The 12,315-nt window shown below is 73.0% G+C and carries 11 protein-coding genes; 9 read left to right on the top strand and 2 right to left on the bottom strand.

Annotated features, from left to right (window positions below; translation table 11 throughout):
- The first annotated feature begins 3 nt into the window (after nt 1-3).
- The 3 genes from FB380_RS10275 (at nt 4) to FB380_RS10285 (ending at nt 4,126) form a co-directional block, all read left to right on the top strand.
- Complete coding sequence (locus FB380_RS10275; protein ID WP_166754961.1) at nt 4-1,167, top strand: GuaB3 family IMP dehydrogenase-related protein; 1,164 nt, start codon at nt 4-6, stop codon at nt 1,165-1,167.
- 6 nt (nt 1,168-1,173) lie between these two features.
- Complete coding sequence (guaA, locus tag FB380_RS10280) at nt 1,174-2,757, top strand: glutamine-hydrolyzing GMP synthase (RefSeq protein ID WP_166754962.1); 1,584 nt, start codon at nt 1,174-1,176, stop codon at nt 2,755-2,757.
- A gap of 343 nt (nt 2,758-3,100) precedes the next feature.
- The gene (locus tag FB380_RS10285) at nt 3,101-4,126 is read left to right on the top strand and encodes a sodium:calcium antiporter (protein WP_229682137.1); all 1,026 of its coding nucleotides are present in this window, start codon (nt 3,101-3,103) and stop codon (nt 4,124-4,126) included.
- Between the two features lie 106 nt (nt 4,127-4,232).
- Here FB380_RS10285 and FB380_RS10290 read toward each other — a convergent pair whose 3' ends face one another.
- Nucleotides 4,233-4,526 carry a hypothetical protein gene (locus FB380_RS10290; protein WP_166754963.1) on the bottom strand — a complete coding sequence of 98 codons (294 nt, stop codon included), beginning with the start codon at nt 4,524-4,526 and terminating at the stop codon, nt 4,233-4,235.
- Complete coding sequence (locus FB380_RS10295; protein WP_166754964.1) at nt 4,519-5,460, bottom strand: PspC domain-containing protein; 942 nt, start codon at nt 5,458-5,460, stop codon at nt 4,519-4,521. Before FB380_RS10295 ends, FB380_RS10290 begins: the two co-directional genes overlap by 8 nt.
- A 134-nt stretch (nt 5,461-5,594) precedes the next feature.
- Here FB380_RS10295 and FB380_RS10300 point away from each other — a divergent pair, with 134 nt between their 5' ends.
- The 6 genes from FB380_RS10300 to FB380_RS10325 all read left to right on the top strand — a co-directional run bounded on the left by FB380_RS10300 (nt 5,595) and on the right by FB380_RS10325 (nt 12,313).
- Nucleotides 5,595-6,833 (top strand): ATP-binding protein, encoded by a 1,239-nt coding sequence (locus FB380_RS10300; protein ID WP_166754965.1) that lies wholly within the window; start codon nt 5,595-5,597, stop codon nt 6,831-6,833.
- Complete coding sequence (locus tag FB380_RS10305; protein ID WP_188959614.1) at nt 6,830-7,489, top strand: response regulator; 660 nt, start codon at nt 6,830-6,832, stop codon at nt 7,487-7,489. The genes FB380_RS10300 and FB380_RS10305 overlap by 4 nt, the downstream gene beginning before the upstream one ends.
- 301 nt (nt 7,490-7,790) lie before the next feature.
- Nucleotides 7,791-8,852, top strand: coding sequence for a glycosyltransferase family 2 protein (locus tag FB380_RS10310; RefSeq protein WP_166754966.1), 1,062 nt, complete (start codon nt 7,791-7,793; stop codon nt 8,850-8,852).
- Between the two features lie 53 nt (nt 8,853-8,905).
- Nucleotides 8,906-9,727 carry an ABC transporter permease gene (locus FB380_RS10315; protein WP_166754967.1) on the top strand — a complete coding sequence of 274 codons (822 nt, stop codon included), beginning with the start codon at nt 8,906-8,908 and terminating at the stop codon, nt 9,725-9,727.
- Between the two features lie 83 nt (nt 9,728-9,810).
- The gene (locus FB380_RS10320) at nt 9,811-10,482 is read left to right on the top strand and encodes an ABC transporter ATP-binding protein (RefSeq protein ID WP_425563413.1); all 672 of its coding nucleotides are present in this window, start codon (nt 9,811-9,813) and stop codon (nt 10,480-10,482) included.
- A 76-nt stretch (nt 10,483-10,558) separates the two neighbouring features.
- On the top strand, nt 10,559-12,313 hold the full coding sequence (locus FB380_RS10325; RefSeq protein WP_166754968.1) for a stealth family protein: 1,755 nt from the start codon (nt 10,559-10,561) through the stop codon (nt 12,311-12,313).
- Nucleotides 12,314-12,315 lie beyond the last annotated feature (2 nt).

A 12,315-nucleotide genomic window follows, 5' to 3' on the forward strand; every position in this document is an offset into this window, starting at 1 on the left:
CCCATGCCAGTACGTGACAACGTCGAGATCGGCCTGAACCGCTTCGCCCGCCGTGGCTACGACCTGGACGAGGTGTCGATCGTCCCCTCCCGGCGCACCCGGGACCACGACGACGTCTCCACCGCCTGGCAGATCGACGCCTTCCGGTTCGACATCCCGCTCGTCACCAGCCCCAGCGACGCGGTGGTCAGCCCGGGGACCGCGGTCGCGGTCGGGCAGGCCGGCGGGCTGGGCGTGCTCAACGCCGAGGGCCTGTGGGCCCGGTACGACGACCCGACCGACGTCTACCGCCGGCTGCGCGACGCCGCCGGGGCCGACAGCGGCCCGCCGACCGCGCTGCTGCAGCAGGTCTACGCCGAGCCGGTGAAGCCGGACCTGATCGCCGCCCGGGTCAAGGAGGTGCGGGACGCCGGCGTGACGACGGCGGTGCGCGTCTCCCCGCAGCACACCGTGGCGCTCGCCCCGACCGTGCTCGCGGCGGGGGTCGACCTGCTGGTCATCCAGGGCACCATCGTCTCCGCCGAGCACGTCACCACCGGCGGGGACGCGTTGAACCTCAAGGAGTTCATCGCCGACCTCGACGTCCCGGTGATCGTCGGGGGCGCGGCGGACTACCAGACCGCGCTGCACCTGATGCGCACCGGCGCGGCCGGCGTGATCGTCGGCGTGGGCGCCGACAGCTGGTCGACCGCGGACGCCGTCATGGGCATCCGCGTCCCGCTGGCCAGCGCGATCGCCGACGCCGCCGCGGCCCGCCGCGACTACCTGGACGAGACCGGTGGCCGGTACGTGCACGTCATCGCCAACGGCCGGATCGAGACCAGCGGCGCCATCGCCCGGGCGCTGGCCTGCGGGGCCGACGCCGTCCAGCTCGGTGAGCCGCTGCGCACCGCCGCCGAGGCCCCGGCCGGCGGCGTCTGGTGGGACTCGGTGGCCGCGCACCCGCGGCTGCCCCGCGGCGGCACATCGGCACCGGCGCAGGCCCGCGGCACGCTCGAGGAGGTGCTGCTCGGCCCGGCCACCGCCGCCGACGGGCGCACCAACCTCTTCGGTGCCCTGCGCCGCACGATGGCCAAGACCGGCTACCGGGACCTCAAGGAGTTCCAGCGGGTCGACCTGGTGCTCGGCGGCGGCAGCGACGACGCCCCCGGCCACCTGGCCGGCTGACCCCAGATGAGCAGTGGCCTGTCGAACATGGACTTCCCGACCGTGCTGGTCGTCGACTTCGGTGCCCAGTACGCCCAGCTGATCGCCCGCCGGATCCGGGAGGCCGGCGTCTACTCCGAGCTGGTCGGCTCCGACGTGCCGGTGGCCGAGCTGCTGGCCCGCGAGCCGGCGGCGATCGTGCTGTCCGGGGGTCCCTCCAGCGTCTACGCCGAGGGCGCGCCGCAGGTCGACCCGGCCGTCTTCGAGGCGGGGGTGCCTGCCTTCGGCATCTGCTACGGCTTCCAGGCGATGGCCGCCAGCCTCGGCGGCACCGTCGCCCGCACCGGGGACCGGGAGTACGGCGGCACCCCGCTGACCGTCACCACGCCCGGTCAGCTCTTCGGCCAGCTGCCCAACGAGCAGTCGGTGTGGATGAGCCACGGCGACGCGGTCAGCGCGGCGCCGCCCGGGTTCACCGTCACGGCCACCTCCACCGGTGCCCCGGTCGCGGCCTTCGAGGACGTCGACCGGCGGCTGGCCGGGGTGCAGTTCCACCCCGAGGTGAAGAACACCCCGCACGGGCAGACGGTGCTCGAGCACTTCCTGTTCGACATCGCCGGCCTGGAGCCGAGCTGGACGATGGCCAACGTCGTCGACGAGCAGGTCGCCTCGATCCGGGCGCAGATCGGCGACCGCCGGGCCATCTGCGGGCTCTCCGGTGGGGTCGACTCCGCGGTGGCCGCCGCGCTGGTCCAGCGGGCCATCGGTGACCGGCTCACCTGTGTCTACGTCGACCACGGGCTGATGCGCGAGGGGGAGACCGAGCAGATCGAGCGGGACTTCGTCGCCGTCACCGGCGCCGACCTGCGCGTCGTCGACGCCAGCGAGCAGTTCCTCGCCGCGCTGGCCGGGGTCAGCGACCCGGAGACGAAGCGGAAGATCATCGGCCGGGAGTTCATCCGGGTCTTCGAGCAGGCCGCGCTCGACGTGATCGCCGACGCCAAGGAGCACGGCGAGACCGTCGACTTCCTGGTGCAGGGCACGCTCTACCCCGACGTGGTCGAGTCCGGTGGCGGCACCGGGACGGCGAACATCAAGAGCCACCACAACGTCGGTGGGCTGCCCGAGGACCTCACCTTCACCCTGGTCGAGCCGCTGCGCACGCTGTTCAAGGACGAGGTGCGCGAGGTCGGCCGGCAGCTGGGCCTGCCCGACACCCTCGTGCAGCGCCAGCCCTTCCCCGGGCCGGGCCTGGGCATCCGGATCATCGGCGAGGTCACCCGGGAGCGGCTGGACGTGCTGCGCCAGGCCGACGCGATCGCCCGCGAGGAGCTGACCGCGGCGAAGCTGGACACCGAGATCTGGCAGTGCCCGGTGGTGCTGCTGGCCGACGTCCGCTCCGTGGGGGTGCAGGGCGACGGGCGCACCTACGGCCACCCGATCGTGTTGCGCCCGGTGTCCAGCGAGGACGCGATGACCGCGGACTGGACCCGGCTGCCCTACGACGTGCTGGCGAGGATCTCCACCCGGATCACCAACGAGGTGGCCGAGGTGAACCGGGTCGTGCTCGACGTGACGAGCAAGCCCCCGGGCACCATCGAGTGGGAGTGAGGACCCCGTCCTCCCCACCACGAGCAAGCTCGCGGCGGGGCCCGGGACGGGGCCTGACCGCTCCTCGCCGGCGCTCGTCGCGGGCACCAGAGCCACGGGAGTGATCCGGGCCGTCACGTCTCCCTGAGTCGAGGGGCCCGTCCTCCAGTACCACGAGCGAGCTCGCGGCGTGGCCCGGGACGGGCCTGACCGCTCCTCGCCGGCGCTCGTCGCGGGCGCCAGGGCCACGAGGTTGATCCGGAACGTCACCTGTCGTGAGATCGGGGGCCGCCCGAGTGGCGGGGGCTGGGAGCTCATGATCGGGTTGTCGTCGATCTGATCGTCGACTCCTGGAGGCCCTCGGGTGACCACCGGAACGTGGCCGCTCGTCCCGAGTGCGATCGCGCTGGTCGCCATGGCCGCGGTCATCGTGTTCGTGGGCGTCCGGCTGACCCGGACGGCCGACGAGCTCGCCGACCGCACCGGCCTCGGTGACGCCATCGGCGGGGCGCTGCTGCTCGGCGCGGTGACCTCGCTGCCGGGCAACGTCACCGTCCTCACCGGGGCCCTGGAGGGCGACGCGGGCTTCGCGCTGGCGAACCCGGTCGGCGGGATCGCCCTGCAGACCGTCTGGCTGGCGATCGCCGACCTGGTGTACCGCCGGGCCAACCTCGAGCACGCGGCCGCGTCGCTGGAGAACGTCATGCAGTCGGTGATCCTCATGGCGATGCTGTCGCTGCCGGTGATCGCCTACGCGACCCCGCAGCTGACACTGGGCTGGATCCACCCGGTGACGCTGCTCATCCCCCTCCTCTACGCCTACGGGCTGCGGTTGCTGCGCAGGATGCACGACCACCCGATGTGGGTGCCCACCCACACCTCGGCGACCGAGGGCGACCACGCGGACGAGGACGACGGCTCCGACCGGTCCACCCCCCGGCTGTGGGCCACCCTCGCCGTGTGGGGGCTGATCGTCGGGGTGGCCGGCTGGGTCGTCGGGCAGGCCGGCCTCGGCGTCGCGGCGGGCACCGGCCTGGAGGGCGGCATCATCGGGTTCACGCTGACCACGGCCGTGAGCTCGCTGCCCGAGCTGGTCGTGCTGGTCACCGCGGTGCGGATGGGGCAGCTCACCCTCGGCGTCGGCAACATCGTCGGCGGGAACGTCTTCGACATGCTGATGATCGCCGTCGCGGACCTCGGCTACCTGAACGGCTCGCTGTACCGGGACGCCGGCTCGACCAGCCTGATCCTGCTAGGCGGCACCATGCTGCTGATCGCCGTGCTCACCGCCGGCCTGGTGATGCGCGACCGGAAGGGCATCGGGTTCGAGGGCCTGCTGATACCCGTCATCTACGTCGCCACGGTCGCCCTGGCGGTCGTCAGCCGGTGACGAGGGCCCGGGGAGCGGTCGCTCCCCGGGCCCTCGCGGTCGGATGTCGCTGTGCCTCGGTGGGTGCCGGGTGACCCCGCCCGCCCCCGGTCCGCGGCGGCTGCCCTCAGCTGCGGCGGCGGGCCTTGCGCCACTCGTTGACCAGCAGCGCGACGCCGGCCCCGATCAGGATGACCCAGGCGACCCCGTTGCCGAACCAGTCCAGGTCCAGGTCCACCCCGGCCATCAGCAGCACCGCCACCAGGATGAACAGCACCCCGGCGACCAGCGCACCGGCGTCGAGGTCCCGTCGCCGGTCGGGCTCGGTGGGGGAGGCGGTCGAGGAAGCGGTGGAGCCGCCGAGGGTGCCCTGCGGGAACACCTCCGTGTCCCGCCGTCCGTAGTCGTCGTGCTCAGCCACGGGACACCTCCACGTCGCCCAGACCGGAGTTGATGGTGATCTCGAACTCCGGCTCGGAGTCCCCGGACCAGTCGGCCGTGCCGCGGCCGGGGAAGAAGCCGGTCTCCACGCTGTCGCCGAACAGGTCGGTCGCGCCGAGCCCCTGGACGACCTCCAGCTGCACGTCGGCGGAGAAGGGCACGATGACGTCGATGTCACCGACCCCCGAGTCGATCCGGGTGGTGATCGGGGAGTCCAGGTCGTCCAGGTCCACGTCGCGCAGGTCCAGCAGCAGGTCACCGGCCCCGTTCTGGTACTCCGACTGCACCGCGGCGGCCGACGCCGGGCGCCACGTGCGGTCGCCCACGCTCCCCGACGGGACGTCGACCGTCGAGGCGATCGCCAGCGCCACGGACAGCAGCAGGCCCAGCCCGATGAGCCCGCCCTTGGCGCCCCGGCTGATCCCGGTCAGCGCGCCGAACACCAGGCCGACGCCGACGATCAGCAGGGCCGCGCCCAGCACCCCGCGGGCGCCCAGGTCCACGGTGGTGAACTGGTCGAGCATCACCGCGATGCCGGCGATGATCAGCAGCGCCGCCACCGTCACGCCGGGCACCGGCGAACGCGGGCCGGTCCGGGTCTGCTCCGGGACCCCGGGCTGGCCGGGCGGGGCGGCGGGGGCGGCCGGCATGAGCAGCCACAGCAGCACGTAGATGATCAGGCCGCTGCCGCCGGCGAGGGTCAGCGCGATGGCGCCCACCCGCCACAGCAGGGCGTCGACACCGGTGTACTCGGCCAGGCCGCCGGCGACGCCGCCGATCACCCGGTCCGTGCGGCTGCGGCGCAGCGGTGGCCGCGCGACCTGGCCCGGCGGCGGTGGCGGCGGGGGCGGCCAGGAGCCCGGCGGCTGTTCGGCCGCCGGGGGCGGGGCGGAGGGAGGGAGTGCTGAGGTCATGCCACGAGCCTGCCGCCGCGGTCGCCCTCGCGGTATCAGGGAACCCCCTGGACCGACCCTGATCCGCGCCGACCGCCCTGCCTCCGGGTGATCACCGGTGTGCGCGGCGCGGGGACGGTGACACCATCGCTGTCGTGACCACCAGCACCGCGCCGACGGCCGGGCAGCCCGCCCCGTCCGCGGCCCGGTCCCCCGACGGCCGGCCGGCCCGGCCCCCGCTGGCGCGGCCGGCCTCGGGCCGGCTGCTGGCCGGGGTGGTCGCCGGCACGGCCGCGCACCTGCGCCTGGACCCGCTGGTGGTCCGGGTCGTCGTCGTCGGGCTGGCGTTCACCGGCGTCGGCGTCGTCGCCTATGCCCTGCTGTGGCTGACCATGCCGGTCGCCGACCCGTCCGGGGACAGCACACCGACGGCCGTGATCGGGCAGCGACCCAGCCGCCGCCAGCTGATCCTGCTGGCGCTGCTCTCGTTCGTCGTCTTCGGGCTGGTCTCGCAGCTGCTCACCTTCGGCGGCTACGACGTCGTCCTGCCGCTGGTGCTCGCCGGGATCGGCCTGGCGGTGATCTGGCGGCAGACCGACAGCGACGCCTCGCTCTCCCGCCGCACCAGCCGCTGGGGGCTGGCCGCCGGTGTCGTGGTCGGCGTGGTCGGCGTGGTGCTGCTGCTGGCCACCACCGGGCAGCTGGCCAACGCCCGCAACGGCTTCACCGCCACCGTGGTGATCCTCGTCGGCGTGGCGCTGGCGACCGCCCCGCTGTGGCGCCGGCTGCTGGACCAGCGCGCGACCGAGCGGGCGGCCCGGATCCGCTCGGAGGAGCGCGCCGCGGTCGCCGCCCACCTGCACGACTCGGTGCTGCAGACGCTCGCGCTGATCCAGCGGCACGCCGCCGACCCCACGGTGGTGGGCCGGCTGGCGCGCAGCCAGGAGCGGGAGCTGCGGGCGTGGCTGTACGAGCCGACCGTCGCCACGGGTGGCACCTGGGCCGGGCTGGTCGCCCGCCTGGTCGCCGAGGTGGAGGCCGACCACGCCGTCACCGTCGACCCGGTCGTCGTCGGTGACCTGCCCGTGGACGACGCCGTCGCCACCCTCGGTCAGGCCGCCCGGGAGGCGGTGGTGAACGCCGCCAAGCACTCCGGCGCACCGTCGGTGTCGCTGTACAGCGAGGTGACGCCCGGCTCGGTGACGGTGTTCGTCCGGGACCGCGGGACCGGGTTCGACCCCACCGCCGTGCCGGGCGACCGGCGAGGACTGCGCGACTCGGTGGTGGGACGGCTGACCCGGCTGGGCGGCACGGCGACGGTGCGCTCCGCGCCGGGAGAGGGGACCGAGGTGGAGCTCTGCCTCCCACGCGAGCGGACGGAGGCGACGGCGTGAGCCGCACCCGGGTCTTCCTGGTCGACGACCACGCGATGGTCCGCGCCGGGGTGCGCGCCGAGCTGGGCGAGGAGGTCGAGGTGGTCGGCGAGGCCGCCGACGTCCCGACCGCGGTGGCCGGCATCCGGGCCAGCACACCGGACGTCGTCCTGCTCGACGTCCACCTGCCCGGCGGTGGCGGTCACGCCGTCCTGGAGTCGCTGCGTGCGGAGCTGCCCGCGACGAGGTGGCTGGCGCTGTCGGTCTCCGACGCCGCCGAGGACGTCATCGCGGTCATCCGGGCCGGGGCGCGGGGGTACGTCACCAAGACGATCTCCGGGGCCGACCTGCGGGACGCCGTGCGCCGGGTCGCCGAGGACGACGTGGTCTTCAGCCCCCGGCTGGCCGGCTTCGTGCTCGACGCCTTCTCCGCCGGCCCCGCCGCCCCCGCGCCCGCCGACGACCCGGCCACCGACCCGGGCCTGGACCTGCTGTCGGCCAGGGAGCGGGAGGTGATGCAGCTGCTGGCCCGCGGCTACACCTACCGGGAGATCGGCCAGCGGCTGTTCATCTCGGTGAAGACGGTGGAGTCCCACGCCTCCAACGTGCTGCGCAAGCTGCAGCTGTCCAACCGCAACGAGCTCACCCGCTGGGCGGCGACCAACCGCCTGCTGTGAGGTCCCGGCCCTCCGGGCCGGACCACGCCCGCCGGGATCACGCTGCGCACCCGACGGCGCTGTCATCCACCGGGGAGACCGCGATGTCCGCGGCAGCCGGGAGGTCTGTCAGGAACGCTGTGCGGTCGATCTGCACACCGCCCTCGGGATGACCGCAGTGAGGGTGTCCGGCACCAGGTCGATGGGGTGCGTGAGACGGGTGTGACTGCCGGGATCGGCGGTGCAGATGAGTGATGGCAGTAGTTGCCGAAGCGTCCCGTTCGAGCCAATTGTGGCCGTTCGTGTACTTAGAGTCCCCGGCATGACAGAGACGGTCACGGAGGCGTCGAGCGGTCACCCGATCGAGTGGCCGGCTCCCACCAGCCAGCGCGCCTGGCCGTCGATCTCCGTGGTCATGCCCGTGCTGAACGAGTCCCGGCACCTGGCCGAGAGCGTCGGCGAGATCCTCGCCCAGCACTACCTCGGCGAGCTCGAACTGATCATCGCCCTGGGACCGTCGCGGGACGACACGGACCGCGTGGCCCGGGAGCTCGCCGCCTCCGACTCCCGCGTGAAGCTGGTGCGGAACCCGACGGGCAAGACGCCTGCGGGGCTCAACGTCGGCGTGCTGGCGGCCAGTCATGAGATCGTCGCCCGGGTCGACGGGCACGGCATCCTGCTCCCCGGCTACCTGGAGCGGGCCGTCTGCCTGCTGGAGTCCACCGGCGCCGCCAACGTCGGCGGGCTCATGCTCGCGGTCGGTGTGACGGGGTTCGAGCAGGCCGTCGCCCAGGCCTACCGCTCGCCGGTCGGGCTGGGCGGCGGGAGCTTCCACGTCGGGGGCGTCGAGGGCCCGGCCGACTCCGTCTACCTCGGGGTCTTCCGGCGCGAGGTCCTGCAGCGACTGGGTGGGTTCAACGAGCACTACCAGCGCGCACAGGACTGGGAGCTGAACCACCGGATCCGGCAGGCCGGCGAGCTCGTCTGGTTCTCCCCGGACCTCGCCGTCACCTACCGGCCGCGGTCCTCCTGGGTCGAGCTCGCCCGCCAGTTCTACGCGACCGGTCGGTGGCGCCGCGAGGTCATCCGGCAGTACCCGGACACCATCTGCGCCCGGTACCTGGCACCACCGCTGGTCGTCTGCGCGATCCTCCTGGGCGCCGCAGCGGGTCTGGCCGCAGCGACGGTCGGGGTGCCCGCCCTCCTGTGGGGCTGGCTGGCCCCGGTGGCCTACGGACTCGGCGTGCTGGGGGCCTCGGTGCTGCAGAGCCGGGACCTGGGCTGGCGCGCCCGTGCCTGGTTCCCGGCAGTGCTCGCCACCATCCACCTCAGCTGGGGTGCGGGCTTCCTGTTCGGCCGGCGGCCGGGCGGTCGCGGCCGGTGACCCTGCGCACCTCCGAGGACCTGGAGCGCGTCGCCTGTCTACCGTCTGAGGGCATGGCGGGCAGCACCGAACTGGTCGCGGCCCGCCGGCGAGGTCCCGCGCGGCGGGTCGTGGCGTTGTGGGGACGGCGGCGGGCCCTCCGCCTGCTGGTGGCCCGTGACCTCAAGGTGCGCTACGCGTCCTCCTCGTTGGGCTACCTGTGGTCGGTGCTCGAGCCGCTGCTGATGGCGGGCATCTACTGGTTCGTCTTCACCCAGGTCTTCGCCCGGTCGGTGGGCGCGGAGCCCTACATCGTCTTCCTGCTGGCCGGGCTACTGCCCTGGACGTGGTTCAACACCGCGGTCGGAGACACGGCGAAGGCGTTGCGCAGCGACGCGAAGCTGGTCCGGTCCACCAACGTGCCCCGGGAGATCTGGGTGCTGCGGGTGGTGGTGTCCAAGGGCATCGAGTTCGTCCTCAGCCTGCCGGTGCTCTTCCTCTTCGCGCTCGTCCAGGCGGCGTCGGTGAACTGGCGGATCCTGTTGCTCGTCCCGGCGGTGCTGCTGCAGGCGACGCTCCTGCTCGGCCTGGGCCTGATGCTCGCCCCGATGATCGTGCTGGTCCGCGACCTGGAGAGGGTCGTACGGATCGCGCTGCGACTGGGCTTCTACGCCTCACCGGTGATCTTCGCCGTCTCCGACGTGCCGGGGCCATGGGCCGGGCTGTTCGCACTCAACCCGCTGTCCGGGATCTTCGAGCTGTGCCGGGCCGGCTTCTTCCCCGAGCAGCTGAACTGGGCCCACGTGGGGGTCTCCGTGGTGTTCTCCCTCGCCGTCCTCGCCGGCGGGTGGGCCGTCTTCGCCCGGCTCGAGCGCACCGTGCTGAAGGAGATCTGATGGCGACGGCGATCGACCTGCGGCCGGTCATCTCGGTTCGGGACGTCGGGGTCCGCTTCCAGCGCGGCCGGCGGCAGCGCAGCCTGCGTGACTGGGCGCTGCGTGCCGACCGCGGTACGCGTCCGGGGGAGTTCTGGGCCCTGGACGACGTCTCCTTCGACGTCCGGCCGGGTGAGGCCATCGGCGTGGTCGGCCGCAACGGGCAGGGCAAGTCGACGCTGCTCAAGCTCATCGCCGGCGTCCTGCTCCCCGACCGGGGCCAGGTGACCGTCCGCGAGGGGGTCGCTCCGCTGATCGAGATCACCGGTGGTTTCGTCGCCGACCTCACCGTTCGCGACAACATCGGTCTGACGGCGGGTCTGCACGGCATGTCCAAGGCGATGATCGCCGAGCGGTTCGACGAGATCGTGGACTTCGCCGAGATCTCGGAGTTCCTCGACACCCCGTACAAGCACCTTTCCAGCGGCATGCAGGTGCGGGTCGCCTTCGCGGTGGTCTCCCGGCTGGAGGAGCCCGTGATCCTGGTGGACGAGGTGCTCGCCGTCGGCGACAAGGCCTTCAAGCGCAAGTGCTACGCCCGGATCGACGAGCTGATCGCCGAGGGGCGGACCCTGTTCCTGGTCTCGCACAGCGACCGGGACCTCCGTCGGTTCTGCACCCGCGGCCTGTACCTGCGGCAGGGGCGGCTCGTCGAGGACGGGCCGATGGACGACGTCCTCACTTCCTACGCCGCGCAGGACGGCAAGGACTCATGAGCGAGTGCCCGTCGGCACCGCGACCGACCGGATGCCGGAGAGAACGATGAGCCCCAGTCTCACGAGCAGGGTCCCCGTGCGCCTGCAGCAGCAGGCCCACCGCGTCCTCCCCGCGCCCGCGTGGCGGCTGGCACGGGACGTGGGCACGGGGACGACCGCGTGGCAGAAGCGCGTCACCGCAGCGCGGTTCGAGCGGATGCGGCGCGCGGCCGAGCCGGACGTCGACGGGCCGCTCACGGTCGTGCGCTACCGCAACGAACGCTTTCTCGCCCGGCCGGTCGACCGGTTCCGCGCGGCGGACACCCTCGCCGCCAATGCCGCCTTCGTCGCCGACGCCCTCGAGCGGGCCGGCGTGCGGTACCTCGTCGTCGAGGCCCCGGTGAACCGCCGGCGGGTGCTGGCCGTGGCCGACACCGACCGGACCGCGGCCTGGGCGGCCCTGGTGGCGGCGGGTGACCGGATGCCGGTCTACGTCCGTGAGCTGAGCCCCCGGGGGGACCGGCCGAGCGTGCGCCTCGGTTCGCTGGCGGGGTCCTCCACCGGACCCACGGCCGCCACGGTGTTCCAGGTCCAGGCGGCAGCCGGGTCGGGCGAGGCACTGGCCGGCCCCGAGCTGGGCTGTGTGCTGGAGTTCTGGCGGGAGCTCGCCGAGGACGTGCCGGACGACCACCAGACGGGTGAGCCGCTGTGTGCCGGGTCCTGGGTGGCCCCGCGGCGGAACCGCTGGGTGGACGCGGTGCCCGGAGACATCGGTGAGCCGGCGCGCTGGGTCGTCGACGGGGTCGAGCGTCCGGCGGTCCCGGCCCTCACCGGGCGGCACGCGTTCGACGTCGACTTCCCCATCGACGTGGTCTACACCTGGGTCGACGGCAGCGACCCGGCGTGGCAGGAGCGCAAGGCGGCGGCGCACGCCGCCGTGGGTCTCGGTGAGCTGAACGAGTTCGCCAGCAACGAGTCGCGCTTCCTGTCCCGGGACGAGCTCCGCTACTCGCTGCGGTCGCTGGACATGTACGCCAGCTGGGTGCGGCACGTCTACCTGGTGACCGATGACCAGGTGCCCGACTGGCTGGACGTCTCGAACCCGCGCATCACCGTGGTGAGCCACCGGGAGCTGTTCGCTGACCGGGGGAAGCTGCCGACGTTCAACTCGCACGCGATCGAGTCGCAGCTGCACCACGTCCCCGGACTCAGCGACCACTTCCTCTACCTGAACGACGACTTCTTCTTCGGCCGGCCGGTCGCTCCACAGACGTTCTTCGACGGCAACGGACTGGCCCGCTTCTTCACCTCGACCGCGAAGCTGGGTCTCGGCGGTACCGGTGCGTTCGACCGGCCGGTGATGAGTGGGGGGAAGAACAACCGGGACCTGCTGTTCAAGGCCTTCGACCGAGTGGTCACGAACAAGTTCAAGCACGTCCCGCAGAGCCTGCACCGCGACCTGCTCCTGGAGATGGAGGAGCGGTTTGCCGCGGAGTTCGCGGCGACGGCGGGCCACCAGTTCCGCAGCCCGGCAGACCTTTCCATCGTCTCCTCGTTGCACCACCACTACGCCTACCTGAGCGGGCGGGCGGTGGAAGGGCGGATGCGCTACATGTACGCCGACATCGCTGCGCCGGAGACCGCGCGGCGGCTGGAGCGGATGCTCGCCTCCCGCAACTACGACACCTTCTGCCTCAACGACCACGACACGTCCGGTGTCGACCCCGCGGTGCAGCAGCAGATGCTGCACTCGTTCCTGAGCCGGTACTTCCCCCTGCCCAGCAGCTTCGAGAGGATGTCCCACTCAAAGGGGGGCACCCCGGTCACGGGCACCTCGCCGCAGACCGTCTGACT

The sequence above is a fragment of the Modestobacter marinus genome (assembly GCF_011758655.1).
GTDB lineage: Bacteria > Actinomycetota > Actinomycetes > Mycobacteriales > Geodermatophilaceae > Modestobacter > Modestobacter marinus.